Below are 24,629 nucleotides of genomic sequence, written 5' to 3' on the forward strand. Positions count from 1 at the left end.
CTCACACCTACTTCTTTCCCCCCGCCGCGGCGGGGGGCCCCCCCCGGGGCCCCCCGCCGACGGAGACCCCAGCACAGCAGAGGACCAAACTGCACGAAGGGGAAGCCATGACAGCGACGACCGACGGAAGCACCGGGTCCGCGAAACTCCGCGCGGCCCCGGTCTGCGATCCGACCGAATCGACCAGTGCCGCGGACGACGCGTTCGCCGTCGCGCGGCAGGCCGCGGAACGCTCGGTGGAGCACCTCCTCGGCAGACAGGACGCGCAGGGCTGGTGGAAGGGCGACCTCGCCACCAACGTCACCATGGACGCGGAGGACCTGCTGCTCCGTCAGTTCCTGGGAATCCAGGACCCCGACACCGTCAAGGCCGCGGCCCGCTTCATCCGGGGCGAACAGCTCGGTGACGGCACCTGGAACACCTTCTACGAAGGACCGTCCGACCTCTCCGCCACCATCGAGGCGTACGTGGCCCTGAGGCTGGCCGGGGACCGGCCGGACGACCCCCACATGAGACGCGCGGCGCGCTGGGTCAGGGAACAGGGCGGCATCGCCGAGTCCCGGGTCTTCACCCGCATCTGGCTGGCGCTCTTCGGCTGGTGGAAATGGGACGACCTGCCGGAACTCCCGCCCGAGCTGATGTTCTTCCCGAAGTGGATTCCGCTCAACATCTACGATTTCGGCTGCTGGGCCCGCCAGACCATCGTGCCGCTCACGATCGTGTCCGCGAAGCGGCCCGTACGGCCCGCGCCGTTCACCCTGGACGAACTGCACACCGACCCGGCACGCCCCAACCCGCCCAAGAGCGCTGCCTCCGCCGCCAGTTGGGACGGCCTCTTCCAGCGCCTCGACAGGGCGCTGCACCTCTACCACAAGGTCGCCCCGCGCCGACTGCGGCGCATCGCCATGAACGCCGCCGCCCGGTGGATCGTCGAACGCCAGGAGAACGACGGCTGCTGGGGCGGCATCCAGCCGCCCGCGGTGTACTCCGTCATCGCCCTGCACCTGCTCGGGTACGACCTCGGCCATCCGGTCATGCGGGCGGGGCTCGACTCGCTGGACCGGTTCACCGTGTGGCGGGAGGACGGCGCCCGCATGGTCGAGGCCTGCCAGTCACCTGTCTGGGACACCTGTCTCGCGACCATCGCGCTCGCCGACGCGGGGGTGAGCCCTGACCATCCGGCGCTGGTACGAGCAGCCGACTGGATGCTCGGCGAGGAGATCGTACGGCCCGGCGACTGGTCCGTACGCAAGCCCGGACTGGCCCCGGGCGGCTGGGCGTTCGAATTCCACAACAACAACTACCCGGACATCGACGACACCGCCGAAGTCGTGCTGGCGCTGCGCCGTGTCCGCCACCCCGACCCCGCCAGGGTCGAGGCCGCCATCGAACGCGGCGTGCGCTGGAACCTCGGCATGCAGTCACGGAACGGTGCCTGGGGAGCCTTCGATGCGGACAACACCAGCCCCTTCCCCAACAGGTTGCCCTTCTGCGACTTCGGCGAGGTCATCGACCCGCCGTCCGCGGACGTCACCGGGCATGTGGTGGAGATGCTGGCCGTCGAGGGAATGGCACAGCATCCCCGCACCCGCCGGGGCATCGAGTGGCTGCTCGCCGAACAGGAGGCGTGCGGTGCGTGGTTCGGCCGGTGGGGCGTCAACTACATCTACGGGACGGGCTCCGTGGTGCCCGCACTGATCGCTGCGGGGCTGCCGGCGGCGCACCCCTCGGTGCGGCGGGCCGTCGACTGGCTGAAATCCGTCCAGAACGACGACGGAGGCTGGGGCGAGGACCTGCGCTCCTACCGCGAGGAGAAGTGGATCGGCCACGGCAGCTCCACCGCCTCCCAGACCGCGTGGGCGCTGCTCGCCCTCCTGGCCGCGGGGGAGCGGGAGAGCCGGTCCGTGGAGCGAGGGGTCGCCTGGCTCGCCGGGACCCAGCAGGCCGACGGGTCCTGGGACGAACCGCACTTCACCGGGACCGGCTTTCCCTGGGACTTCTCCATCAACTACCACCTGTACCGGCAGGTCTTCCCCCTCACCGCACTCGGCCGGTACGTGTACGGAGATCCCTTCGCCACCCCTGCCCGAACCGGCAAGGGTGCCTGAGCCGATGGGTGGTGCACAGGAGCCGCCCGGTCCCACCACACCGCTGCTGATCGCGTGCGCTCTCGGCATCGAGCGCCTCGCCCTCCGCACCGGCAGGAGGGGCGACGGGGTCCCCGGCCCCGGCCCGGTGAGCATCATCAGGTCGGGGATGGGCCCCCGGGCGGCGGAGAACGCCGTCCGGGTGGCGCTGGGACAGCAGGGGGCCGGAGGCACGGCGGTCATCGCCTCCGGCTTCTGCGCCGGGCTGGAACCCGGCATGCACCCGGGTGACCTCGTGGTGGCCGAGGAGACCCGGGACTCCGCGGGCACCACGGCCTGCACGGGTACCGGCCTGCTGGTCGACGCCCTGGTCAGAGCGGTGCCCGGCCGCACGGTCCACACCGGCCCGCTGAACGGCTCGGGGCACGTCGTCCGGGGCCCGGAGCGGGCCGGGCTCCGGGCCACGGGTGCCATCGCGGTGGACATGGAGTCCGCTGCCACGCTCCGCACCGCCGTGCGGACGGGGCCACGCCCCGTTGCCGCCGTACGGGTGGTCGTGGACGCTCCAGAGCATGAGCTCGTCCGTATCAGCACGGTCCGCGGTGGAATATCGGCATTCCGTGTTCTCCGTGCCGTCCTGCCGGCTTTCCATGAATGGCACCGATCTTTGCTGCTCCCCAGGAGGTGAGCCCAGATGGCCATGCCGCTCCGTCAGTCCATCAAGGTCGCGACGTATCTCTTCGAACAGAAGCTCCGCAAGCGGGAGAAATTCCCGCTGATCGTCGAGCTGGAGCCCTTGTTCGCCTGCAACCTGGCGTGCGAGGGCTGTGGCAAGATCCAGCACCCGGCCGGAGTGCTCAAGCAGCGCATGCCGGTCGCGCAGGCGGTCGGGGCGGTGCTGGAATCGGGTGCCCCGATGGTCTCCATCGCCGGCGGCGAGCCGCTGATGCACCCTCAGATCGACGAGATCGTGCGCCAGCTGGTGGCCAAGAGGAAGTACGTCTTCCTCTGCACCAACGCCATGCTGATGCGCAAGAAGCTCGACAAGTTCACCCCGTCGCCCTATTTCGCCTTCGCCGTGCACATCGACGGGCTGCGGGAACGGCACGACGAGTCGGTCGCCAAGGAAGGCGTCTTCGACGAAGCGGTGGAGGCGATGAAGGAGGCCAAGCGACGCGGCTTCCGGGTGACGACCAACTCCACCTTCTTCAACACCGACACCCCGCAGACGGTCATCGAGGTGCTGAACTTCCTCAATGACGAGATGAAGGTCGACGAGATGATGATCTCGCCCGCCTACGCCTACGAGAAGGCACCCGACCAGGAGCACTTCCTGGGTGTCGAGCAGACCCGCGAACTCTTCAAGAAGGCCTTCGCGGGAGGCAACCGGAGCCGCTGGAGGCTCAACCACTCCCCGCTCTTCCTGGACTTCCTGGAGGGCAAGGCCGACTTCCCGTGCACGGCCTGGGCGATCCCCAACTACTCGCTCTTCGGCTGGCAGCGGCCCTGCTACCTGATGAGCGACGGGTACGTGCCCACCTACCGGGAACTCATCGAGGACACCGACTGGGACAAGTACGGCCGTGGCAAGGACCCCCGCTGCGCCAACTGCATGGCGCACTGCGGATACGAGCCCACCGCGGTACTCGCCACCATGGGGTCGCTCAAGGAGTCCCTGCGAGCGGCCAGGGAGACCATCGGAGGGAACCGCTGACGCCATGAGCCCTGGTCCGGGAGGCAGGAGGAGGCCGGAGCCCCAGCGGGGTTCCGGCCGCGGCCGTGGGCCGGGTGCAGGACCAGGGTGTGGAGATCACCGGACGCGTCGGTGCGGTGCCGGAGCGCCGCACGCCGGTGGGAGAGCGGACCGTGCCGAAGGAGAACGGGCATGAAGGACGAACAGCCGGGCTTCGACCTGGCGCGGCTCCTCGCGGAACGAGGCGCCGAACGCTACGAGCTGCACACCAGGCACCTCAACCACCAGCTGCCGCGGATGCTCCACACCCTCGGTTTCGACAAGGTCTACGAGCGGGCGGAGGGCGCCCACTTCTGGGACGCCGAGGGCAACGACTACCTCGACATGCTCGCCGGCTTCGGCGTCATGGGGCTCGGCAGGCACCACCCCGTCGTACGACAGGCGCTCCACGACGTCCTCGACGCCTCGCTCGCGGACCTCACCCGCTTCGACTGCCAGCCGCTGCCCGGACTGCTGGCCGAGAAGCTGCTGGCGCACAGCCCGCACCTGGACCGGGTGTTCTTCGGAAACAGCGGTACGGAAGCGGTCGAGACCGCCCTGAAGTTCGCCCGGTACGCCACCGGCAAGCCGCGCGTCCTCTACTGTGACCACGCCTTCCACGGGCTGACGACCGGATCGCTGTCCGTCAACGGGGAGAGGGGCTTCCGGGACGGCTTCGCACCCCTGCTGCCCGACACGGCCATCGCGCTCGGCGACCTCGACGCGCTGCGGCGTGAACTGAGGCGCGGTGACGTGGCCGGGCTGGTCGTGGAGCCGATCCAGGGCAAGGGCGTCCACGCCTCACCGCCGGGCTTCCTGCGCGAGGCGCAGGAGCTGCTGCACCGGCACAAGGCCGTGCTCATCGCGGACGAGGTGCAGACCGGGCTCGGGAGGACAGGTGACTTCTACGCCTACCAGCACGAGGAGGGGGTCGAACCCGATCTGCTCTGCGTGGCCAAGGCCCTCTCCGGAGGCTACGTGCCGGTCGGCGCGACGCTCGGCAAGGACTGGATCTTCAAGCGCGTCTACTCGTCGATGGACCGGGTCCTCGTCCACTCCGCGAGCTTCGGATCCAACGCCCAGGCCATGGCGGCCGGGCTCGCCGTCCTCGCCGTCATGGAGCAGGAGGAGACCGTTGCGAACGCCCGTCGCACGGGGGATCTGCTGCGCGAACGGCTGACCGCGCTCATCGACCGCTACGAGCTGCTGCACGAGGTGCGCGGCCGGGGTCTGATGATCGGCATCGAGTTCGGCCGGCCGACGTCCCTCAAGCTCCGTGGCCGCTGGACGATGCTGCAGGCCGCCCGTAAGGGGCTCTTCGCGCAGATGGTGGTGGTGCCGCTGCTGCAGAAGCACCGGATCCTCACCCAGGTCTCCGGCGACCATCTGGAGGTGATCAAGCTGATCCCGCCTCTGGTCATCGGGGAACCGGAGGTCGATCGCTTCGTGACCGCCTTCACCGCCGTGATGGACGACGCGCACAGCGGGGGCGGGCTGATGTGGGACTTCGGCAGGACCCTGGTGAAACAGGCGGTCGCCAACCGCTGAGGCCGATCGGAATTTGCCCCTGAGGCAAGTTATTTGCCTCAGGGGAAAGATCCTGGCCCAATGGAGGAATGAATCCTCCTGACGGTGGGGTGGCCGACGAAATCCCTGGGATCGCTCCGCGCCTACGCGATCTGCGCCGTAATCGCGGCCTGACCCTGGAGGCGGCGGCCGGCCGGGCCGCGCTCTCCCCGGCCCACCTCTCCCGTCTCGAGACGGGCCGGAGGCAGCCCTCGCTGCCGATGCTGCTGGGGCTCGCCCGTGTCTACGGTACGACCGTCTCGGAGCTCCTGGGTGAGATGCCCCCCGAACGTGACGCGATCGTCCGCGGCGGCCCGCTCGACGGCACGCCGGGCGGCGCGGGGGCGGGCGGCTGGCTCTACCGGCAGGCGGGCGGATCGGGCCGCGCCATGCAGGCCCTGCGCGTCCGCGTCCCGTACGGCACCGAGGGTGATCTCGTACGCGTGCACCCCGGGGAGGAGTGGCTGTACGTCCTCGACGGCCGGCTGCGGGTCGTACTCGGGGAGACCGTGCACGACCTCGATCCGGGTGACAGCGCGCACTTCGACTCGCTGACCCCGCACCGGATCGCGGCCCTCGACACCGGTGGGGCACGCCTGCTCTTCGTCCACACCCTGCTGCAGAGCCCCGCCGCCGAGCTGTGCCTGGGCAGCGGGGTCCACCGGGTCTGATCCCGCCGCCCACCCCCTCACCGCGCACCCCTCCCGAACGTCCCACCGGGCGCCCCTCACCGGGCATCCGCCGCCACCCGGCCCGAGCGGCCGGAAGAGAGGACCGTCATGTCCGATTCGGAGTACTACGACCCGCTCACCCCGCGCACGGCGAAGAGTGCGGACAGCCAGGAGCGGCGGATGCCCCGCGGTGTCGTGATCCGGCTCTTCGCCTACCTCGTGGCCGGACACGTCATCGCGGCCTTCCTCTTTCTCCTCTTCACCGTGGCAGGCGAGGGCTGAGCCCCGGCGTCACACGCCCTCGACGAGGCGCTCCCGCAGTTTCGCGCGGGTCCCGTGGCTGATCTTCAGCCCTTCGAGGAGATAGCGGTCCGTGCTGCCCCATATCTCCTCGATGGTGGTGAACGCCGCGTCGAGGTATCCGGCGTGTGCGCCGAAGAGCGGATCGAGCAGCTCCATCACCTCGTCGGACATCCCCGCCGACGAGGTGTCGCTGCGCCGCACCCTGTACCGGCGGTGCGCGTCGTTCGACTTGAGGTAGTCGGCCTCGATGGCCTCCTTCTCGACGCCGACGGCGAGCAGCGAGATCGCGATCGACAGCCCGGCCCGGTCCTTGCCCGCCGCGCAGTGCATCAGCGCCGGAACGCTGTCCTCGGCCAGCGCGTGCAGGACGCGGCTGTGTTCGGCGGTGCGGTCCCTGATGATCGAGCGGTACGAGGAGACCATGCGCTCCGTTCCCTTGCCGTCGGCCAGGATCGAGCGGAGCTGCTGGATGTTCCCGTCGCGCACCAGCCGCCAGAACTCCGCGCCGTCGGCGGGGTCGGAGAGGGGAATGCTGACGTTCCGGACGCCCGGCAGCTCCACGTCGTACCCGTCGAGCTTGTGGTCGGCGGCGTTGCGGAAGTCGAAGACCGTGTGCAGGCCGAGCCCGGCGAGGAAGGCGGTGTCGGTCTCGGTGGCATGGGCGAGGTGGCCGCTGCGGAAGAGGCGCCCGTACCGGACGGTGCGACCGTCCACGGTCGGAAGCCCGCCGACGTCACGGAAGTTGCGGACACCGGTCAGGCCGGCCTCGGTCGGTTCGGGGCCGGTGGGCGGGACCTCTGGCAGCTGCGTCACAAGGGCTCCTGTGAGTGTCGGGCGTCGGCGCCGCTCGCCGACGGGGGCACGTCCGCGACGATACGACACGGCCGCAACGGGCAACCGTTCATGCTCCTGTTACATCGGTCCGGGTGGCCGGTCGACGCCGAAGGCGTGTCCGTATTGGCGCATTTAGCAGAACATGCCCCGCTTATGGGGGAGATGGGTTGCGGTGGGTGAGCGGGATCATATCCGTGACGGTGCGTGGTGAAGGGGCCGGAGGGTATTCCGGACGCCGTGCGGAAAGCCAAGATCCGTAATCCACGGAGTGTGACGGGAATTCCGCACCGGAAATGAAGCGTGGATTCCGGTTGGCGATCAGTGGCTTGTTCACGGCGTCCCGGCTCGCCTACGGTCACCCTCAATCCGGACGGAACGCCTAATCCTGCCGCCGCCCGGAATCCGCACCGACTCACGTGTGGCAGGAACGGGGGAACCAGGTAGGCCGCCGGCCGGAGGGATCCGTACGGCTAGGGGTAAAGCCGCGCACCGCGCGGCCGGGCATCTCCAGTCCGAACCCGACAGCTCACCTCGTAGGCGCCGGAGAGGAATTCCCCATGCCCGCACAAGGCAAGCACCGTCGTCCGAAGTCCGGCCCGATCGCCCGAGGCGTCCTCGCCGCAGGGACCGGCGGCGCCGTTCTCGCCCTCCCGCTGCTCGGCGCCACCGGCGCCCATGCCGCCGAGCAGGCCGCGCCGGCCGTCACGTCCGCCTCGCAGAGCGCCCCCGCCTCGGCGGCGAAGAGCTCCGCGAAGACCTACTCCGTGGTCTCCGGCGACTACCTGGCGAAGATCGCGGCCGACAAGAAGGTCAAGGGCGGCTGGCAGAAGCTGTACCAGGACAACCGTGACGTCGTCGGCGAGAACCCGAGCCTGATCATTCCGGGCATGAAGCTGACCCTCGGCGCCAAGGCGTCCGGATCCGCCGAGAAGTCCACCGAGGCCGCGCCCTCCAAGGCCGCCCCCTCGGCCCCGAAGGCCGCCGCTCCGGTCGAGAAGCAGGCCGCGGCCGAGGAGACGGCCGCGAAGACCACCGACTCCGGTGCGTCGGAGAGCGACAGCTCCGGCTGGGCGACCCCGGTCGAGAACGCCAACGTCACCACCCAGTACCGCGCGTCCGGTGCCAGCTGGTCCAGCGGCTACCACACGGGCTCCGACTTCCAGGCGGCCTCCGGCACCGGTGTCCGGTCCATCGGCCCGGGCACCGTGGTCTCCGCCGGCTGGAGCGGCTCCTACGGCAACGAGGTCGTCGTCCAGCACAGCGACGGCATGTACTCCCAGTACGCCCACCTGTCCTCGCTCGGGGTCTCGGCCGGCCAGAGCGTCACCGGCGGCCAGCAGCTCGGCCTCTCCGGCTCCACCGGCAACTCCACCGGCCCGCACCTCCACTTCGAGGTCCGGACCGGCCCGAGCTACGGCTCGGACGTCGACCCGATCGCCTACCTGCGGTCGCACGGCGTCTCCATCTGAGACACGCCACCCGGGGACGGGAAGAGGGGCGGTGCGCGCGGCGCACCGCCCCTCTTCCTTATTCCGGCTTTACCAAAAACTGACCGGGTGGTCTTTCTCACCCACCGTCAACCCCATATTACGGTCGCGTAGGTCACATTCGAAGGTGCAGGATAAGCACTTGTGGCAGACGATTCGAGAAAAAATCAACGAGGCATCATCGGGTCGTACGCAGCGATTGGCGACAGCTTCACCGAGGGCGTCGGAGACCCCGGCCCCGACGGGAGGCTCGTCGGCTGGGCGGACCGGTTCGCGGTTCTCCTCGCGGACCAGCTCCCGGTACCCGATGCGGTGGTCGGCCCCGCGGACGACCCGCACGGGAATTTCCGGTACGCCAATCTCGCCGTACGCGGACGCCTCCTCGACCAGATAGTCGAGGAACAGGTCCCCCGCGCCAAGGAGCTGGCACCTGACCTGGTGAGCTTCTGCGCGGGCGGCAACGACATCCTCCGTCCCGGGTCCGACCCGGACGACGTGGCGGAACGCTTCGAGCGCGCGGTGGCCGAGCTGACCCGGTCGGTCGGCACCGTCATGGTCACCACCGGCTTCGACACCCGTGGTATCCCCGTGCTCAAGCACCTGCGGGGCAAGATCGCCATGTACACCGCGCACGTCCGGTCCATCGCCGACCGTTACGACTGCCCGGTGCTGGACCTGTGGTCCCTGCGCTCCGTGCAGGACAGGCGGGCCTGGGACAGCGACCGGCTGCACCTCTCGCCGGAGGGACACACCCGGGTCGCGCTGCGCGCGGCCCAGGTCCTCGGTCTCGGCGTGCCGACCGACCCCGACCAGGTGTGGCCCCCGCAGGCGCAGCGTGGAACGCTCGATCTTCGGCGCGACGACATCCAGTGGGCGCGTGAGTACCTCGTCCCGTGGATCGGCCGCCGGCTGCGTGGGGAGTCCTCCGGGGACCACGTCGAGGCCAAGCGCCCGGACCTGCTGCCGCTCTGACCGGCGCTCCGACCGCCGTCCCGGCCGCCTGGGTAGGTCGCGACCGCCCGCACAGCGTCAGCGGCTGACGAGGGGAAGCGGGCGCCGGGCCGGGCCCGGCGTCACGAGCCCGTCCGGAGTGACCGGCCGTGCGGGACCGGCGGGTATCCGCTCCAGCACGCCGCCCGCGAACACGTCGTACAACGGCAACGTCTCCAGATGCACGTAGCCGATGTGACAGTCGCACACATCGAGCGGGCAGCCGCGCGGGACGAGCGAGCTCCGGTAGCTGCCGTCGTAGAGATTGCCCAGCTCGGCACGGACGAAGTGGCAGCGGCGCACCGTCCCGTCCCCGTCCACCGAGATGACGGACTCGCCCGTCCGGCAGGGAAGCCCGCGTGAGCGGTGCGGGTGCCTGCTGTAGGGGAACAGCGGGTCCAGAGCCGTCCAGCGGTCCGCCTGCTCGTCCGTGTAGGTGTGCCCCTCGGCGGCGTTGACCCAGAGGTACACCTCGGGCGGAAGCGCGGAGCGCAGCCGGCGGGCCTCCTCCAGGTGTTCGTCGAGACCGACGATCCCGACGCTGTGACGCACCCCGAGGGCAGCGAGCTCCCGGCACCGGCCGAGGAACCGCTCGTACGGCGTCTGCCCGGGGTGGTAGGTGCACCACAGGGCGACCTTGTCGCGCTCCGCCTCCGCCAGCCAGCCCGTACGGCTGCTGAGGTTGGTCTGGATGGCGACCCGACGGATGTGCGGCAGCCGCGACAGCTCGACGAGCGCCTTCCGGTACCAGGAACGCACCAGACCCTCGCCCCACGGGGTGAACAGTACGGACAGCCCGTCGTCCGTCTGTGCCGCGGCCCACGCGGTGAAGCGCTCCAGGGCGGCACGGTCGGACCGGAGCGCCTCCCCGCTGTCCCGCCGCTTGGCGAACGGGCAGTAGGGGCAGTCGTAGTCGCACGACGCCAGGGGGCCCCGGTAAAGGATTGTCAGGTCCATGGGTGCCATCCCCTCACTTCGCCTCGTACGCGGCCATCGCGGCCCGCACCGCCGGGGAGAACAGCTCAGGCCCCAGCGCGTCGGAGTGGGCCAGGCCCTCCGGGGACAGACGCAGGAACGCGGGGCCCGCCCCCTCGTCCAGCCAGCCGCGCGCGGAGAAGAGCTCCAGCTCGGCGGGGAAGTCCTCGTACGGATCCGTTCCGAAGCGCTCGCGGTACTCCTCGGGCCGCGCGCCTTCGGCCTGGAGGAGCGACTGCAGGAGGTGGCGCCGACGCGCCTCGTCGTCGTCGACGTACCTGCCGACCTCCGCCCTGGAGAAGTCCGTGGTGGTGGTGAAGCCGTCGATGATGCCCCGGATCTCCCGCATCTCCACCGCATAGTCGAAGGAGTAGTGGAGGGAAGAGGTGTACGAGCGGGCGCCGCAGCCCAGCCCGATCATGCCGTCCGTCTGGCAGGCGTAGTCGTCGGGGCCCGTGCGTGGGGCGTCCGCGCGGCGGAACATGCGCATCGACACCTGCTCGTAGCCCTGGGCCAGCAGGTGGTCGCGGCCGGCGCGGTACAACCGCAGCCGCTGTTCGTCCCAGGAGGTGTCCGCCCCCTCGGGTGCCGCCGCACCGGTGCCCAGCCGCCCGAGACCGGTCAGCGGGCGCACGTACAACGGGTAGAGGTACAGCTCCTCCGGACGCCAGGCCAGGGCGGCGTCCAGCGAGGTGCGCCAGGTCGCCTCGGTCTGGCCCTCGATGCCGTAGATCAGGTCGATGTTGAGGACCGGGATACGGGCGTCGCGAATCCTGCCGAGAGCCGCCTCCACCTCGGAGCGGTGCTGGGGGCGGACCGCGGCCCGGGCCTCGGCATCGACGAAGCTCTGCACACCGATGCTGATCCGGGTGGTGCCCCGGTCGGCCAGCACGCCCAGCCGGTCCGCCGTCGCCGTCGACGGCGAGGTCTCGACCGACAGCGGCACCGCTCTCAGATCCGCCCCCATCCGCTTCTCCGCGATGTCGCAGAGACGCTCAAGCTCACCGGCGGTGAGGAAGGTGGGAGTACCGCCCCCGAACGCCGCGGCGGCGAAACGCACCGGCCCGTCGTCGCCCAGAGCGTCCCGGACGGCGGTGGCCTGCCGGTCGAGCGCGTCGAGATAGCGCGTCGTCAGCTCCTCCGGGGCGCCGATGCGGGTGAACAGATTGCAGAAGCCGCAGCGGACCTCGCAGAACGGTATGTGGAGGTAGAGGGAGAGCGCGTCCTTGCGCTCCGCCGCCCAGAGCTCGCGCAGTGGAGGGCGCCCGGCCGGGTGGCCGTCGAGCGGGCGGTACGCGGTCTTGTGCGGGTAGGCGTAGACATAGCTGCGGTACGGGCTGGTGCTGTGCGTGGTGCCGGTCATCGGCGCGCCCCCGGTTCGAGGAAGAAATGGGCATAGGGCACGGTCCACACGGCTTCGTGACCGATGCGGTGGCCGGTGTAACCGTCGTCGCCGTACGCCGTGCCGTGATCGGAGCAGACGATGGCGAAACACCTGCGGCGACTGCTCGCCGCCGCGAAGAGACGCCCGATGTGCCGGTCCACGTACTCCAGGGCCGCGGCGTGGGTCGCCCTGGAGTCACCCGTGTCGGCGGTGGCGCCGGGCAGATGGAACCAGTTGGGCTGGTGCAGCGCCGACACGTTGACGAAGAGGAACAGCCTCTGGTCCGCCGGGAGTTCCGTGACGACCCGTTCGGCGCGCGAGATCTGGGCCTCGAAGGACGTCGGCGAGGTGACACCGAACTCCGGTTCCCAGTGACTCTCCTGGAACATGCCGGGCAGCACCGAGCCGAGCGGAGGACGACGGTTGAAGAACCCCACTCCGCCGACGCACACCGTGCGATAGCCCACGGAGGCGAGGCCGGAGAGCAGATCAGGGGTCTCGTGGACGAACGTACCGTCAGCGGTCGACTCGCTGCCCGCGAAGCGGGCGGCGAACAGCCTCGGGTGCGGACCGGGTGCGGCGGGCGTCGGCAGGAAACCGGCGAAGATCGCCTGGTGGGAGGCGTAGGTGAAGCTGCCCGGTGCATGCCGCTTCTCCCAGACGCCCCCGGGCAGGTGCCGGACGAGGTTCGGGATGCGCCCGGCTGCGGCCAGCTCCTCGGCCACGTCGAAGCGCAGGGTGTCCAGGGTGACGAGCAGCAGGTCGTGGCTGGCCACGACCGCGTTCATGTCGGGGTTCGGGGCCTGCGCGTCGGGGGAGGGGGGATCAGGGGACATCGATGGCACAGTCGTTCCTCGCATGGTCGTCTCTCTTCCGGCCGGGTCCCGTAGCGTCGCCGCCTCGTCGGCCGTCATACGCGGAAGCCGCCAGTACGGCGGCGATCTGCGCCCCGTAACTGTCCAGGCCTTCCGCACCGCTGCCCGGTAGTCCGGCCAGACGCGGCAGGAGGTCACCGAACGCGTTCACCTCGCCGACGGTGAAGCGCCGCCAGCCCGTCGAGGGCAGCAGATCGACGCCCACGCACAGCGTGTCCGGGAAGCAGGCCGCTGCCCGCTCACACACGGCCAGGGCGGCGCTCCAGCTGCCGCCGGCCGCCTCGACCGCCGCCCGCACCTCGTCCAGATCCCCGCGTGCGCCCCCCAGGTGCAGATTGGTCATGGGGGACCGGCTGGTCCGTACGACGGCGTGGGTCGCCCGCCCGGCGACCACCAGGACCCGGAGGTCGGCGACCCGCCCCCGCTGGGACGCCTTGGGCAGCCACCGCTCGATGTGCAGTCCGTCCGGAGCCAGGGCGTCGACGAGCGCCGCCACCTCGCGCTCCGTCGTGCAGCTGCGCACCCGCAGGGAATTGAACAGCCGGCCCTCCTCGTCCCGCTCCACGGAGGTGACCGCCCGGATCCTCGGGCCGGCCGTTTCCAGGGCCACGACCCCTGAGGCGGAAGACCCGTGAGCGGGTTTCAGGAACACCCTCGGCATACGGTGCTCCGCCATCATCCGGCGTACGTCCGCCCACCCCCGCACGGGCTCCGCGTCATGGCCCGAGGTGGGGGAGTCCGGTACCGGTACCCCGGCGGCGTCCAGCACACCGTGACAGAGCCGCTTGTCGAACAGCACCGCGATGTCCCGGGGGTCGTCCAGCAGCACCGCGTCCGCCGCTGCGGCCGCCCGCGCCACCTCCTGAACGGCGGAGACGAAGCGTGCGTACCACAGGGCCGACCCCTCGACCCTGGTCGGATCGTCGCCGCCGCGCAGCAGCCGGTCCACCTCCGGGTCCTCACCCGGCGAATCGACGCGCACGGTTTCCCCCGGGAAGAAGACCGCCTTCCCCCGCAGCACCTCCAGCCAGGACACCGTGCGCGCGGCGGGCAGCCCGGCGGCGCGCACGGCGTCCTGGAAGAGGCCGACCCTGCGGTTGGCGGGAATCCCGACGACCGCGAGGCGCGGCGGGCCGCTACGCGCCGACGGCATGGTGTCCCTCGCAGCCCTCGGGATGCCGGCCGGGCGCCGGGGCCGGTACGACCTCGGCGGCGATCTCGTCCTGCGTCGCACTGTTCCGCGGACCACGGAAGACGGCGGGGCGAGTGAGACCGGTCATCGCGCCCTCACTCCGCGACCGCGGTGTAACGGCCCTCGGGGCCGAGGCCGTCCCACGGCTCGCAGCGCTCGGAGAGATCGACCGACACACCGTGTGGCTCCAGGGCTTCCGAGACGCGTCGCTCCATCGCTTCCGTCAGGAAGTGGTGGTGCAGGTCGAGCGACGTGAGATGGGTGAGCGGCTGACCGTCGAGCAGGGCGGCCGCACCCTCGTCACCCAGCGTGCCGTTCGACAGATCGAGGCTGCGGAGCTGCGCGACGACCGGCGCCGACCCGATGGCGGAGGCGATCTCGTTCTGCAACTCGCTGTTGCGCAGGCCCAGATGGTGAAGCCGGGGAAAGCGGGTCCCGGTGAGCAGAGGGGCCAGATCCGGGACGACCGCATCGCCCCCGTAGGCGGAGACGCCGAGCCAGAGGTCCAGGCGCTCCAGCGCCGGCAGCTCGCTGTCCAGCACCCCGCGCAACGCCTCCGCGGGCAGTCCACCACTCTCGATGGTGAGCGCGCGCAGGGACTCGTGCTTGACGGGCGGGAATATCAGATCCGTGCCACCGCGCACACCGAGGTAGGTCAGGCTCGGGAACGCGGAGAGCAGAGCGGTGACGTCCGACTGCTCGATCCAGGAGATCTCGGCCTCCTCCGCCGTCAGGTCCCCGATGAAGACTGCCTCGAGCGAGGTCAGCCGGTCGGATGCCGCGACGACGAGCCCGATGGGATAGGCAGAGGTCTCTTCGTACGACTCGCCCCACTGCCCGATGATCAGGGCCTTGACACCGGACGGATCGACGGTTCCGAGGAAGGCGTGGAACTCGTCCTCCCAGGTGGCGTCCTCGCCGTCGGAGTCGTACGGGTCGACGCCGATGCGCCAGGCCACCGTACCGGCCGACGGGTGGGCCTCCCCCTCGGGCTCGCGCTGGAAATCGACGGCCGGAAGGCCGGCCAACTCGTGCAGACGGTCTGCGTCGGACATGGCACCGATCTCCTGATACTTGGGGACGCCTGATGTCCGCAAGGTTTATCAAGCGCCACTGACAACGGTGTGACCGGGGACGGCTTTCCGGCTGACCGGAGGCCGGACGGCCGCCGATGTCAGACCCCTCTCGTAGCGTCTTCCCTGTGACCGGCACGGAGGGTGCCGGGACGGAGGGGAGACGTCTGTGTACCGGCAGGGCGATGTACTGATGGTGGCGCTGGAGGAGTCGGACGTGCCCACACACTTCCGCGACGCGCAGGGTGAACTACGGGACGGGCGAGGGCGGTTGGTTCTGGCGCTCGGCGAGGTCACCGGCCACGCACACGCGGTGCAGGGACCGGGCCGGCTGATCCGGGAGGCGGGCCCGTTCGGCCCGATGCTGCTCCACCTTCCCGAAGGCGGACGCGTGGTCCACGAGGAGCACGCCCCGATAGCGCTGCCGAAGGGCTGGTTCCGCGTCGTGCGTCAGCGCGAGTACGCCCCGGGGGCGGTCCGCGTCGTCGCGGACTGACCCTGCCGCCCAGGGCGGAGTGTGGTGCGGACCGGCGGGCGGTCCGGTGATGTGCGGTCAGGAACCAGGAACAGGGGACGGGAACACCGATGCAGTACGTGAACGCATGGCGGGCCGTGGCGGCGGCGACGGGCAGGGCCGACAGGCGCGCGGCCGAGGACGGGGTGAGGCTCGCCTACCGCGGCGCGGGGCTGGCCGAGCCGGAGCGCATCATCTGGGCGGACTCGCCCAGAGCGGCAGCCGAGATGGTGGTCAAGCTCTCCGGCGCGGGCCGCTCGGTGCGCGAGGAGGTCCGCACCCGCCCCTGGGCGGAGGAGCGCCGCCGGATGTACGACGAGCTGGGCCCGGCAGGCTGGTCCGCCTTGTGGTCCGCCACCGGAGCCCAGCTGTGGGAGACCACCGCCGCACTGGCCGAACGGATACGCGCGGGAGTGGTCGCCGAGCTCGCCACACGCCCCGAAGACGAGTCCGGCATCCGCCTCGTGCTGCTCGACGCGGTCCTGGGCCAGCACGACGCGGCTTGGCTCGCGGCCTTCGACGGCCGAGGCGACCGGCTGACCGGCCTTGCGGAGGTCGCCAGGAACGCCGGCTGGTGGTGGCCCTACGAACACGTCGCGGTGATCAGCGAGCGGCCGGAGGCACTCCACCGGGACGAGGCGGGACGGCTCGACCGGGGCGACGGCCCGGCCCTCGCCTACCCCGACGGCTTCGCCCTTAACGCCTGGCGCGGAATGCCCGTGCCGGCCGCGTTCCTCGACAGCCTGGCGAGCCTGACCCCGGACCGTATACGCGCCGAGGAGAACGCGGAGCTGCGCCGCGTGATGCTCGAGTACTACGGCTACGACCGCTACCTCTCCGAATCCGGCGCCGAGCCGAGGCACCGGGACGAGACCGGAATCCTCTGGCGCATAGCGATGGAGGGCGACGAGGACGTCGTGATGGTCGAAGTCGTCAACTCCACCCCCGAACCCGACGGGACACACCGCACGTACTGGCTGCGTGTACCACCCAGGACCCGGACCGCGAAGGAGGGCGTGGCCTGGACCTTCGGACTCGAGGGAGAGGCCTACGCTCCGGTGCGCCAGACCTGACCGGCCGGAGTACCCGGCTGCCCCGGCCGGGTGCGCCCGGGCGTCCTCAGGCGGTGAGAACCTCGTGCTCGATGCCGAGCTCGCGGGCGAGCGCCTCTTCGGTCCACCGCAGCATGGTCGCCCGGGAGAGTGGACCCGCGTACGACGTCATCTGGACGGCCAGCCCGTCCAGGAGGGCGGCTAGCCGCCAGGCCACCGACACCGGATCCTCGCAGCGGAACTCACCCGCCGCCGCGCCCTCCTCGATGACCTCGGCCAGCTCCGCCTTCCACTGCTGGTCGAGATCTCCGGCCACGTCGCGCAGCACCGGATCACGCAGGGCGGACGCCCAGCTCTCGATCCAGAGCCGCCACCCCTTGGCCTGACCGGTCGGCGCGTACCAGCGCACGGCGGAGCGGAGCCGCCGCACCGCGCTGGTGCGGCGCGTCAGCAGCTTGCGGAGGTGGGCGAGATCGGCCTCCGCCGCGTAAGCGAACGCGGCGGCCACCAATTTCTCCTTGGACGAGAAGTGGTAGAGCACCAGGGCGTTGCTCACCCCGAGAACGGCAGCCACATCGGCGATCCGGACCGCGGCCACGCCCCGGACCTCGATCTGCTCGACGGCAGCGCGCAGGAGCTCCTCACGACGCTCCGCCACGCTCAGCCGCACTCTCGCCACGCGGTTACCCTAACCAACGCCCTGGCCCGGCCATCCGCCCACCCGCATCAGGGGAGGGCGGGCACGTGCCATTGCCGCCCCGGACGCGGAATCCTGCGGGGGGTACAGACGTTGGAGTCGGCATGACGGACTTCGAACCCGGGCGCGAGGCGCTGCTCCGCATCTTCGGGGAACACGACGGCGGTGTGCTGGTCACCCTCAAGCCGGACGGCAGGCCCCAGCTGTCCAACGTGAATCACGCCTACTACCCCGCAGAGGGGGTGATCAGGGTGTCCGTCACGGAGGGTCGGGCGAAGACCCGCAACCTCCGCCGGGACCCGAGGGCGAGCTACCACGTCACCAACGACGACCGGTGGGCCTGGACTGTCGCCGATGCCACGGCCGAGCTGACTCCACCCGCCGCCGACCCGGACGACACGACCGTCGAGCAGCTGATCACCCTTTACCGGGACGTCCGGGGGGAGCATCCCGACTGGGACGACTACCGCCGGGTGATGGTCCAGGACCGCAGAGTCGTCCTGACCCTTCGGATCGGTCATGTGTACGGTCAGCCGCTTGCCTGATGCGGCCTGCCCTGCGGCACGTCCGCGACACGGCTCCGCAGGGCGCGTACGTGCTTCGTCCACCGCCCAGCCCTCGCCCGTCGCACCTCCCCACCATAATGAGACGACCGACCCCCTGGAGATGTTGTGACCGGCGCCGACACCAAGCCCTCGCTCCGTGACCGACTCCGCTCGGCACGCCCTGAAGCCTTCGGGGCGGACCCCGCCGGAGCACGGATGGAACGCATCCGCCGCTCACCCAATTTCGCCGATGGGGTGTTCCAGAACCCGGAAGGAGCGCGGACCAGGCCGTCGGGCTCCATGATCGAATTCGCCAAGGGGTACTTCCGCAAGGAGGAACGGGCCCGCAGATCCCCTCTCGGCACCGTACCCGTCCATGCCACGACCCTGGCCGACCTGGCAGTGCCGCCTGTCACGGGCCTGCGGGTGACCTGGCTCGGCCATTCCAGCGTGCTCACCGAGATCGACGGCCGACGGGTGCTGTTCGACCCGGTCTGGGGCGAGCGCTGCTCGCCGTTCGCCTTCGCCGGGCCCAAGCGGCTGCACCCCGTCCCGCTGCCGCTCGCCTCGCTGGGGCCTGTCGACGCCGTCGTGATCTCCCATGACCACTACGACCACCTCGACCTGCCCACGATCAGGGCCCTGGCAGGCACGGACACGGTCTTCGCGGTACCGCTCGGTGTCGGCGCCCACCTGGAGCGGTGGGGCGTGCCGCCGGAACGCATCCACGAGCTCGACTGGAACGAAACCACGCAGATCGGGGGCATCAGCCTGACCGCCACGCCCGCGCGGCACTTCTGCGGTAGAGGTCTGCGCAACCAGCAGCACACGCTCTGGGCCTCCTGGGTCGTCGCCGGCCCGGAGCACCGGGTCTACCACAGCGGGGACACAGGCTATTTCTCCGGCTTCCGGGACATCGGTGCCGAGCACGGCCCCTTCGACGTGACGATGATCCAGGTCGGCGCTTACTCGGAATACTGGCCGGACATCCACATGACACCCGTCGAGGGAGCTCAGGCACACCTGGACCTGCAGGGTGGCCGGCCGCACGGTGCGCTGATGCCGATCCACTGGGGCACCTTCAACCTCGCACCGCATCCGTGGGCGGAGCCGGGGGAGTGGATGCGGGATGCTGCTGAGGAGGTGGGGCAGCAGGTGGCGTTCCCCCGCCCGGGTGAGTCGTTCGAGCCTTCTGGGGAGCTTCCCTCGGATGCGTGGTGGCGTGCGGTGTCGGCGCCGATCGCGCGCCCGTGGCGTCGCCCGAAGGTGACGGATGCGGCACCGGTAGACCGGGAGGAAGTCGACCTCGCGGGCGAGCGGTGACAGGAGACAACAAGTGATGGCGGGGGAGCTCGTTCGGCTGCTGGGTGAGGAACGGGACCGTTCATAGGCGGCCGTCGACGGTCCTTCCGGAGAAGGGCGGCCGGTGGGGGCAGTGGCAGTTCGCACTCTTGTCGCCCGCACAGGGGTTATTGCTTCCTGTCCTTCACGGCCGCCGCGACGGTCACCGCGGAGCCGACAAGGAGCGGCAGAGTCATCGCCGCGAAGAACCACGCGGGTACGTTCGCGTCCGGCGTGGGACGCCAGAGTATTCCGCAGCCTGCGAGGAATGAGACCCCGATGCAGGTGTTGAACAGCAGCAGGGCGCGTGCGGTCCGCTGTGCGGAGAGTCGGTTGCGGGGCCTGTTGAGCAGGGACGATGCCGCCTGCGCTGCGGCAAACGGTGAGGCCTGGGAGTCCGGCAGCTCGTCGTGCGGTGTCACTCGCAGGGTGAGTTCGGCGCAACCGGCCATCAGAATCGTCACTCCCGCGTACACGAAGACCAGCAGGAACGCACTGCCGATCGACCTGTCCGTCCAGGCGTCCACTCCGTCGGCACCGATGTGCTTGGGTATCCGCCCCGGCAAGTGTGGGTAGCGAAGCGTTCCCCAAGTCGCCATCCCGACGAGCAGGACGGCATTGGGGATCAACCACGGCCGCCAGGGAGAGGAGAGGAGCACCATGAAGCCGATCATCCACCGAGCGCCGGGAGATGGAAAGGGTCCGATGTCCGTGCTGAGCGAGCGCGCAGCAGGGACATGACCTGGGCGCGCGTTCTGAGTCCTTTCTCAGCAGTATGTGCGAGGAAGGCTCGTCGCTGCGCGGCTCCTGCGACCGGATCCGTGAGGTTCGCGCCAGGCTCCTGCGCCGTGCCCAGGAAGAGGGTGGCGAACGAGAGAAGCCGACGCGGCGGTCTTCGAACCGGTCGCCGCCGTGGCCTGGGCCGCCGAGCCCTCGGTATCGGGTCGGGCGTTCTGAGGGCTCCGCTCAAAGGGGCTGTGCGGAGGGCCGCTGCGGGGAGCGCAGCACGAGGAGGGTGATCTCGCTGGGGGCGAAGACGCGGAACGGCGGGCCCCAGAAGCCGGTGCCTCGGCTGGTGTAGAGGAGAGTGCGTCTGCCGTGGCGGCTGAGGCCGGCGAGGGCGGGTTGGTCGATGCGGACGAGGTGGTGGAAGGGCCAGATCTGGCCGCCGTGGGTGTGGCCCGAGAGCTGCAGGTCGATGCCGTCCGCTGCGGCCCGGTCGACGAACTTGGGCTGGTGGGCCAGGAGCAGGACGGGCAGGTCGGGATCGGCGCCTTCGAGGGCTCCGGCGAGGTGGGCGCGGTGACCGGCCAGGCCGGAGGACTCGGCGGTGACGTCATCCACTCCGGCGACCACAAGGGTGTCGCCTCCGCGTTCGAGCAGCAGGTGACGGTTGCGCAGCGGCTCCCAGCCCAGCTCGTCCATCAGGTCGACCCAGCCCTGGGCCTCGCTGTAGTACTCGTGGTTTCCGGTGACGTAGACGCGGGCCCGGGTGGCTCGTACGGTGCCGAGGGGAGCGGCCTGGGCGCGCCGGCGTTCGGCTGTGCCGTCCGCGATGTCGCCGGTGTGGCAGACCAGGTCGGCCTCCAGGGTGTTGACCTTCGCGCAGACCCGTGCCGACCAGCGGGCGCGGTCGAGCGGGCCGTAATGGGTGTCGGTGATGAGGGCGACGCGGGTGCCGTCCAACCCGGCTCCCAGGCGCGGAAGTTGCACGTCGAGCCGGCGTACTCGCGGTACTCGGCGGGCCTCGGCGTACCCCCACGCGAGCAGCACGGCGGCTACGCCGAAAATCACCCACGTGACGATCCGGGCCCGGGTCCGACCGTCGCCCACTCCGGTCAGGGTCAGGGCGAGGCGCAGCAGGGCGCCGAGCAGGACGGACCAGGTGAAGAGCACCCAGCCGGCCCCGAGGAGGGTGTCTCCGAGGATCGCCGCCCAGTCCTGCTGTCGTCGGCCGTGGCCGCGCGCCATCGCGAGCGGCATGACGATCAGGCCGAGGGCGAACAGGACGGTGCCGCCCAGCGTCACGGGGAGCGGCCAGTGCTGGCCGGTGTGCAGCAGCACCCAGCAGGGCACGGTCCACAGGAGGACGGGGGCGACCAGAGGGAGGTAGCGCATCAGGAGGCGCAGCCGGCTCTGCTGGGTCGCATGTGCCGAACCGTCCACGGACCGGGTTTCGCCGATGTCGGTCACGCTTTCCCTCCTCGAGTGGCCAGACCGTTGACGCGCGCACTGTACCCGGTCGTTCCGGTGCCGCGAGGGTGAGTTCCGGGACGGCCCTCGACTGCCTCGCGCGGTCGGGCGGGCCCTGGGGATTTAGTTGGAAATGATTACCATCTTGGTTAAGGTGAGGGCGTTGTCGACGGAGATCGCTGACGTCGCGTCGGCTCCGGCCGCCCGGTCCCTGCGAAGGCTCTCCTCTTGAGGCGGCCCGTGTATGGGCCGTCGCAAGAGGGCTGACAGCACCGACAGTTGCTTCTACCCGCACGTAAGGAGGCGATGATGGGCACCCCCTCGTCGGCTGCCGTCCCGGATCGACCCAGACATCGCCGCGCTGCGGACCGCCGGCCTGAAGTGCTGGCAGCCCTGCGGGAGGACGGGGGGTTCCTGAGTGCCCAGGGGCTCCATGAGGCGATGACGCGACGGGGGGTGCGCATCGGCCTCACCACGGTGTACCGGGCGCTGTCCATGGCGGACGCGGAGGGGTGGCTCGAGACGGTCCACGCGCGCAGCGGCGCGAAGGCGTACCGATACCTGCCGCCGGTCCACGAGCACCACTTGCGATGCCGGGTCTGCGGAGCGCGCGTCACGTTCGTCTTCCAGGCGTTGGAGGACTGGGTCGCGCAGCTCGGGCCTCGCCATGGGTTCGAGGACGTGCGGCACGCTGTCGCCGCGACGGGAACCTGTCCGGCCTGCGCGTGAGGTGGAGCGGGGGCCACGGAGGTGGCCTGCGAACGGAGTTCGGTGACGGGCGTCCACCGGCCGGTGAGGTGCTCCGCCGCCTGTGTGTTTCAGCGCCCCACGGGGTCGCCGTCGGCGCCGTCGTCCTGGCCGCGCATGATGCCGTGACCTCCGTGGTGCAGCGGGGTGCCTGTTTTGACGCGGTTCACCTCGTGGCCCGTCCGCGCGTCGAAGAGGTGCACTTCTCCGTGGCCGCCCCGGGTGACGGCCACCCAGTCGGAACCGGGTGAGGCGACCACCGCTCGGCGTTGGACGCCTTCCCACGGGGTGCTGTCGCGACCTGGCGCACCGTCCATGGCGGGCAGGGGGACACGGCGCGGTGTGTCGTCGGTGCCCAGGAGGATCAGCTCGTCACCGTCGGGATGGATGCGGGTGAAGGCCGTGTGGTCACGGGCGAGAGCCAGCCGGAAGACCAGGCCGGGGCCGAGGTCCGAGAGGAGGGTGCGACCCGTCACCAGGTCATGGCGCCAGGCGTGGTTCGTCCAGTCCGGCCATCGCAGCGGATCAGGATCACCGCCACGCAGGGTGGTCCACAGTGCTCGTCGGCGGGTGTCGAGGCGCAGGTACCAGCCTCGGGAGGGAGCCCCCCACGGGATGACCGCTCCGTACGTGAGTCCGTCACCCGTCCTTCGGGCGGTGTGCACTCCCTCGCTCGTGGCGGCGAACGCCTGGCCCGAGTGGGGGTCATGGGCGTCACCGTGACCGTCGTCGGGCAGCGGCAGGACCGCGCCTGGCGTGACCGTGGGGCAGCCGGGTGCGGTCGCGAGGAGATCTGTGAACCGGTGGACGGCCAGTGCGCCGGGCTGTCGGTGGCGCAGTACGACGAGCGGGTCGTCGCCGCCGAGGACTGTCACGCCCGGTTCGCCGACGCGTGTGCGCACCCGGGCGGCCTCTCCGGTCGCGAGGTCGACCACTGTCAGGAGGTCCGACCAGGGCTCGCTGTTCTTGCCCAGGCCGGTCGTGACGACCAGCCGGCGCCCGGTCGGATCGCAGGCCAGATGCTCTGCCGGTACGGCGACCGGGGCGGCGAGTTCTATGAGTTCGTCACCGAAGGGGTTGAGCACCAGCAGTTCGCCCCGGAGTTCGTCGACGCAGGCGACCCGTCCTTCCGGCAGGGCCAGGAACCCGGCGTGCTCGGAGACATGGCGCCCGGTGAGGCGTTCCCTGAGAGATCCGTCCGGCACGGTGAACACGCTGACGGAGCCGTCCACGTGGTCGGAGACGAGTAGCACGGGGGCGGCGGCAGGCATGGGCCCTCCAAGATTCCGGTCGATTGAAAATGATTATCATGTATCTTCAGTGCGTTCCAGGTTCCTGAGGAGAAGCGAGGGCTTCGATGCTGCGCGCACCGTCCAGATCCGTCCGTACGTGGCTCACCGCACTGGTTGCGGGTTCCGTCCTGGTCGGCTGCGGCTCGTCCTCCGACGGGTCCGAGGGCGACAAGGCGAAACCGGCTCCCAGGACCGAGGTCACGGTCGAACCCATCAAGCCGGCCACGGAGTTGACCGACGTGAACGGCGTCAGGATCTCCCTGGAGAAGAAGCCGGAGCGGATCGTCTGCCTGTTCGCGCTGTGCGACGACATCCTGACCGAGCTCGGCATCGTCCCCACGGCCACGAACAGTGCGCTGCTTCCGCACCCCCGCTTCCTCGGTGAGGCCGAGGCCGATGAAGTCGATGTCATCCCCGGTGGTTTCATCGCTCCGGAGGTGGAGGCGATCCTCTCCCACAAGCCGGACCTCGTGATCGGCCTCGGGGACACCCACGGCAAGCTCACCCCAGCCCTGAAGGGCGCCACCACGTTCTGGGCCATGCAGCCCGAGACGTGGGAGGACAGCGTCGGATACCTGCGCGACACCGCCGCCCTCACCGGCCGCACCGTCGAGGGGGAGAAGGCGGAGGGAGCCTTCCGGGCCAAGCTCGCCGAGGCCGAGAAGACGCCGAGCGGCAGGACCGCCCTCATCATCTACGGCAGCGACGAGAATTTCGGCGTCGCGACCCCGGAAGGTGACGTGACCGCCGGCCTCATCGGCAAGATCGCCGACTACCCGTGGAAGTCCCGTGGTGTGGAAGGCAGTTACAGCCTGGAAGAGATCCTCGCCCGGGACGTCGACGTGCTGTTCGTCGAAACGATGAGTTTCGGCGACGCGGACGGCGCTCTGTCGGAGAAGCTGGCGAAGAACCCCCTCTGGAGCAAGATCCCGGCCGTGAGGAACGGTGACGTCCACGAGGTGAACTCCGAGGTGTGGGCCAAGGGGCGCGGTACTCGTTCGATGGGCATCGTCCTCGACGAGGCCACGGCCGCACTGCGGTGAACACGGCCCTCCGCACACCCGCCGCGGCCGGCGGTG

The 24,629-nt window shown here is 70.4% G+C and carries 25 protein-coding genes and 1 riboswitch; of the genes, 14 read left to right on the plus strand and 11 right to left on the minus strand.

Annotation, left to right across the window (positions count from 1 at the left end; genetic code table 11):
* Positions 1–107 precede the first annotated feature (107 nt).
* From shc to ABT001_RS27400, 6 genes are all read left to right on the plus strand, one after another.
* A complete protein-coding gene (gene shc, locus ABT001_RS27375) occupies positions 108–2,108 on the plus strand; it encodes a squalene--hopene cyclase (RefSeq protein WP_351282640.1) in 2,001 nt (666 codons plus the stop codon).
* Positions 2,109–2,112: 4 nt separating this feature from the next.
* Entirely contained in the window at positions 2,113–2,775 is a 663-nt protein-coding gene (locus ABT001_RS27380) for a phosphorylase family protein (RefSeq protein WP_351282642.1), read from the plus strand.
* 6 nt (positions 2,776–2,781) lie between these two features.
* Entirely contained in the window at positions 2,782–3,801 is a 1,020-nt protein-coding gene (gene hpnH, locus ABT001_RS27385) for an adenosyl-hopene transferase HpnH (protein WP_351282645.1), read from the plus strand.
* A 171-nt stretch (positions 3,802–3,972) separates the two neighbouring features.
* A complete protein-coding gene (locus ABT001_RS27390) occupies positions 3,973–5,367 on the plus strand; it encodes an aspartate aminotransferase family protein (RefSeq protein WP_351282648.1) in 1,395 nt (464 codons plus the stop codon).
* A 68-nt stretch (positions 5,368–5,435) separates the two neighbouring features.
* The gene (locus ABT001_RS27395) at positions 5,436–6,056 is read left to right on the plus strand and encodes a helix-turn-helix domain-containing protein (protein ID WP_351282650.1); all 621 of its coding nucleotides are present in this window, start codon (positions 5,436–5,438) and stop codon (positions 6,054–6,056) included.
* Positions 6,057–6,164: 108 nt separating this feature from the next.
* Positions 6,165–6,338 (plus strand): DUF6126 family protein, encoded by a 174-nt coding sequence (locus ABT001_RS27400; RefSeq protein WP_351282653.1) that lies wholly within the window; start codon positions 6,165–6,167, stop codon positions 6,336–6,338.
* 9 nt (positions 6,339–6,347) lie between these two features.
* On the opposite strand, the gene ABT001_RS27405 is transcribed toward ABT001_RS27400, so the two are convergent.
* On the minus strand, positions 6,348–7,172 hold the full coding sequence (locus ABT001_RS27405; RefSeq protein ID WP_351282656.1) for a tyrosine-protein phosphatase: 825 nt from the start codon (positions 7,170–7,172) through the stop codon (positions 6,348–6,350).
* Between the two features lie 416 nt (positions 7,173–7,588).
* Positions 7,589–7,746, plus strand: a riboswitch (cyclic di-AMP (ydaO/yuaA leader).
* Positions 7,747–7,750: 4 nt separating this feature from the next.
* Between ABT001_RS27405 and ABT001_RS27410 the strand changes: the two genes are divergently transcribed.
* Entirely contained in the window at positions 7,751–8,662 is a 912-nt protein-coding gene (locus ABT001_RS27410) for a M23 family metallopeptidase (protein WP_351282659.1), read from the plus strand.
* Between the two features lie 162 nt (positions 8,663–8,824).
* Positions 8,825–9,652, plus strand: coding sequence for an SGNH/GDSL hydrolase family protein (locus ABT001_RS27415; RefSeq protein WP_351282661.1), 828 nt, complete (start codon positions 8,825–8,827; stop codon positions 9,650–9,652).
* A 57-nt stretch (positions 9,653–9,709) separates the two neighbouring features.
* Here ABT001_RS27415 and ABT001_RS27420 read toward each other — a convergent pair whose 3' ends face one another.
* Genes ABT001_RS27420 through ABT001_RS27445 form a run of 6 tightly spaced genes read right to left on the minus strand, consistent with a single transcriptional unit; the run spans position 9,710 to position 15,151 of the window.
* Complete coding sequence (locus ABT001_RS27420) at positions 9,710–10,627, minus strand: STM4011 family radical SAM protein (RefSeq protein ID WP_351282664.1); 918 nt, start codon at positions 10,625–10,627, stop codon at positions 9,710–9,712.
* 13 nt (positions 10,628–10,640) lie between these two features.
* The gene (locus tag ABT001_RS27425) at positions 10,641–12,008 is read right to left on the minus strand and encodes an STM4012 family radical SAM protein (protein ID WP_351282666.1); all 1,368 of its coding nucleotides are present in this window, start codon (positions 12,006–12,008) and stop codon (positions 10,641–10,643) included.
* Positions 12,005–12,817, minus strand: a complete 813-nt coding sequence (locus tag ABT001_RS27430) for an STM4013/SEN3800 family hydrolase (RefSeq protein WP_351282797.1) — start codon at positions 12,815–12,817, stop codon at positions 12,005–12,007. The genes ABT001_RS27425 and ABT001_RS27430 overlap by 4 nt, the downstream gene beginning before the upstream one ends.
* A 37-nt stretch (positions 12,818–12,854) precedes the next feature.
* The gene (locus ABT001_RS27435) at positions 12,855–14,057 is read right to left on the minus strand and encodes an STM4014 family protein (RefSeq protein WP_351282669.1); all 1,203 of its coding nucleotides are present in this window, start codon (positions 14,055–14,057) and stop codon (positions 12,855–12,857) included.
* Positions 14,041–14,184, minus strand: a complete 144-nt coding sequence (locus tag ABT001_RS27440) for a hypothetical protein (protein ID WP_351282672.1) — start codon at positions 14,182–14,184, stop codon at positions 14,041–14,043. The genes ABT001_RS27435 and ABT001_RS27440 overlap by 17 nt, the downstream gene beginning before the upstream one ends.
* Before the next feature lie 7 nt (positions 14,185–14,191).
* Complete coding sequence (locus ABT001_RS27445) at positions 14,192–15,151, minus strand: STM4015 family protein (RefSeq protein ID WP_351282674.1); 960 nt, start codon at positions 15,149–15,151, stop codon at positions 14,192–14,194.
* Between the two features lie 187 nt (positions 15,152–15,338).
* Between ABT001_RS27445 and ABT001_RS27450 the strand changes: the two genes are divergently transcribed.
* Together ABT001_RS27450 and ABT001_RS27455 are read left to right on the plus strand one after the other, a co-directional pair.
* Positions 15,339–15,665 (plus strand): DUF8820 family protein, encoded by a 327-nt coding sequence (locus tag ABT001_RS27450; RefSeq protein ID WP_351282676.1) that lies wholly within the window; start codon positions 15,339–15,341, stop codon positions 15,663–15,665.
* Between the two features lie 89 nt (positions 15,666–15,754).
* The gene (locus tag ABT001_RS27455; protein ID WP_351282679.1) at positions 15,755–16,756 is read left to right on the plus strand and encodes a DUF6745 domain-containing protein; all 1,002 of its coding nucleotides are present in this window, start codon (positions 15,755–15,757) and stop codon (positions 16,754–16,756) included.
* A 46-nt stretch (positions 16,757–16,802) separates the two neighbouring features.
* Here the strand turns inward: ABT001_RS27455 and ABT001_RS27460 are convergent, their stop codons facing one another.
* Positions 16,803–17,393, minus strand: coding sequence for a TetR/AcrR family transcriptional regulator (locus tag ABT001_RS27460; protein ID WP_502967534.1), 591 nt, complete (start codon positions 17,391–17,393; stop codon positions 16,803–16,805).
* A gap of 143 nt (positions 17,394–17,536) precedes the next feature.
* On the opposite strand from ABT001_RS27460, the gene ABT001_RS27465 reads away from it, so the two are divergent.
* The gene (locus ABT001_RS27465; protein ID WP_351282685.1) at positions 17,537–17,977 is read left to right on the plus strand and encodes a PPOX class F420-dependent oxidoreductase; all 441 of its coding nucleotides are present in this window, start codon (positions 17,537–17,539) and stop codon (positions 17,975–17,977) included.
* A gap of 126 nt (positions 17,978–18,103) precedes the next feature.
* Positions 18,104–19,300, plus strand: coding sequence for an MBL fold metallo-hydrolase (locus ABT001_RS27470; protein ID WP_351282687.1), 1,197 nt, complete (start codon positions 18,104–18,106; stop codon positions 19,298–19,300).
* Positions 19,301–19,446: 146 nt separating this feature from the next.
* Here the strand turns inward: ABT001_RS27470 and ABT001_RS27475 are convergent, their stop codons facing one another.
* Together ABT001_RS27475 and ABT001_RS27480 are read right to left on the minus strand one after the other, a co-directional pair.
* Complete coding sequence (locus ABT001_RS27475; protein WP_502967532.1) at positions 19,447–19,980, minus strand: DUF1648 domain-containing protein; 534 nt, start codon at positions 19,978–19,980, stop codon at positions 19,447–19,449.
* Between the two features lie 304 nt (positions 19,981–20,284).
* Entirely contained in the window at positions 20,285–21,436 is a 1,152-nt protein-coding gene (locus ABT001_RS27480) for a metallophosphoesterase (protein ID WP_502967535.1), read from the minus strand.
* A 384-nt stretch (positions 21,437–21,820) separates the two neighbouring features.
* Between ABT001_RS27480 and ABT001_RS27485 the strand changes: the two genes are divergently transcribed.
* Complete coding sequence (locus tag ABT001_RS27485) at positions 21,821–22,240, plus strand: Fur family transcriptional regulator (protein WP_351282693.1); 420 nt, start codon at positions 21,821–21,823, stop codon at positions 22,238–22,240.
* 89 nt (positions 22,241–22,329) lie between these two features.
* On the opposite strand, the gene ABT001_RS27490 is transcribed toward ABT001_RS27485, so the two are convergent.
* Positions 22,330–23,529: a hypothetical protein gene (locus ABT001_RS27490; RefSeq protein WP_351282696.1), complete on the minus strand. Its 1,200-nt coding sequence runs from the start codon at positions 23,527–23,529 to the stop codon at positions 22,330–22,332.
* Positions 23,530–23,615: 86 nt separating this feature from the next.
* Between ABT001_RS27490 and ABT001_RS27495 the strand changes: the two genes are divergently transcribed.
* On the plus strand, positions 23,616–24,593 hold the full coding sequence (locus ABT001_RS27495) for an ABC transporter substrate-binding protein (RefSeq protein WP_351282699.1): 978 nt from the start codon (positions 23,616–23,618) through the stop codon (positions 24,591–24,593).
* The last annotated feature ends 36 nt before the right edge of the window (positions 24,594–24,629 follow it).

It is taken from the genome of Streptomyces sp. NPDC002793, from assembly GCF_040295485.1.
In the GTDB taxonomy this organism is placed as follows: domain Bacteria; phylum Actinomycetota; class Actinomycetes; order Streptomycetales; family Streptomycetaceae; genus Streptomyces.

Coding starts and splice junctions, on each gene's coding strand:
- shc (WP_351282640.1), top strand. CDS start 108: ATGACAGCGACGACCGACGGAAGCACCGGGTCCGCGAAACTCCGCGCG.
- ABT001_RS27380 (WP_351282642.1), top strand. CDS start 2,113: ATGGGTGGTGCACAGGAGCCGCCCGGTCCCACCACACCGCTGCTGATC.
- hpnH (WP_351282645.1), top strand. CDS start 2,782: ATGGCCATGCCGCTCCGTCAGTCCATCAAGGTCGCGACGTATCTCTTC.
- ABT001_RS27390 (WP_351282648.1), top strand. CDS start 3,973: ATGAAGGACGAACAGCCGGGCTTCGACCTGGCGCGGCTCCTCGCGGAA.
- ABT001_RS27395 (WP_351282650.1), top strand. CDS start 5,436: ATGAATCCTCCTGACGGTGGGGTGGCCGACGAAATCCCTGGGATCGCT.
- ABT001_RS27400 (WP_351282653.1), top strand. CDS start 6,165: ATGTCCGATTCGGAGTACTACGACCCGCTCACCCCGCGCACGGCGAAG.
- ABT001_RS27410 (WP_351282659.1), top strand. CDS start 7,751: ATGCCCGCACAAGGCAAGCACCGTCGTCCGAAGTCCGGCCCGATCGCC.
- ABT001_RS27420 (WP_351282664.1), bottom strand. CDS start 10,627: ATGGACCTGACAATCCTTTACCGGGGCCCCCTGGCGTCGTGCGACTAC.
- ABT001_RS27425 (WP_351282666.1), bottom strand. CDS start 12,008: ATGACCGGCACCACGCACAGCACCAGCCCGTACCGCAGCTATGTCTAC.
- ABT001_RS27430 (WP_351282797.1), bottom strand. CDS start 12,817: ATGAACGCGGTCGTGGCCAGCCACGACCTGCTGCTCGTCACCCTGGAC.
- ABT001_RS27435 (WP_351282669.1), bottom strand. CDS start 14,057: ATGCCGTCGGCGCGTAGCGGCCCGCCGCGCCTCGCGGTCGTCGGGATT.
- ABT001_RS27440 (WP_351282672.1), bottom strand. CDS start 14,184: ATGACCGGTCTCACTCGCCCCGCCGTCTTCCGTGGTCCGCGGAACAGT.
- ABT001_RS27445 (WP_351282674.1), bottom strand. CDS start 15,151: ATGTCCGACGCAGACCGTCTGCACGAGTTGGCCGGCCTTCCGGCCGTC.
- ABT001_RS27455 (WP_351282679.1), top strand. CDS start 15,755: ATGCAGTACGTGAACGCATGGCGGGCCGTGGCGGCGGCGACGGGCAGG.
- ABT001_RS27465 (WP_351282685.1), top strand. CDS start 17,537: ATGACGGACTTCGAACCCGGGCGCGAGGCGCTGCTCCGCATCTTCGGG.
- ABT001_RS27475 (WP_502967532.1), bottom strand. CDS start 19,980: ATGGTGCTCCTCTCCTCTCCCTGGCGGCCGTGGTTGATCCCCAATGCC.
- ABT001_RS27480 (WP_502967535.1), bottom strand. CDS start 21,436: ATGCGCTACCTCCCTCTGGTCGCCCCCGTCCTCCTGTGGACCGTGCCC.
- ABT001_RS27485 (WP_351282693.1), top strand. CDS start 21,821: ATGGGCACCCCCTCGTCGGCTGCCGTCCCGGATCGACCCAGACATCGC.
- ABT001_RS27490 (WP_351282696.1), bottom strand. CDS start 23,529: ATGCCTGCCGCCGCCCCCGTGCTACTCGTCTCCGACCACGTGGACGGC.
- ABT001_RS27495 (WP_351282699.1), top strand. CDS start 23,616: ATGCTGCGCGCACCGTCCAGATCCGTCCGTACGTGGCTCACCGCACTG.